A 247-nucleotide genomic window follows, 5' to 3' on the forward strand; every position below is an offset into this window, starting at 1 on the left:
GCGCTTGTAAGCTTTTGCCCTGGGCTTCAATGTCATGCTGATCAGGGTGGTGCATTGCGCGTGGCTGCTGCTGTTGGCGCGCCAGTCTGGCCTGGCGACTGTGGGCTTTGGCGGCTCGGTGGCGGGGCGTCCGGCGCATTTGCAGGGAATCGAGAAGTTGGTCGGGTTGTTCATCAACAACCTGCAGGTGGTGGGTTCGGAGGAGCCGCAATTGTCGATCGGCCAATGGCTGATGCTGATCCAGGCG

General features: G+C 61.5%; 1 protein-coding gene. It reads left to right on the top strand.

Features of this window, described 5'->3' with window-relative positions; translation table 11 throughout:
- Window positions 1–34 precede the first annotated feature (34 nt).
- On the top strand, window positions 35–247 hold a 213-nt coding region (locus tag ACFZPT_RS26835), incomplete at its 3' end, for a hypothetical protein (RefSeq protein ID WP_379559155.1).

The sequence above is a fragment of the Pseudomonas sp. MD330_10 genome (assembly GCF_042610415.1).
Lineage (GTDB): Bacteria > Pseudomonadota > Gammaproteobacteria > Pseudomonadales > Pseudomonadaceae > Aquipseudomonas > Aquipseudomonas rhodesiae.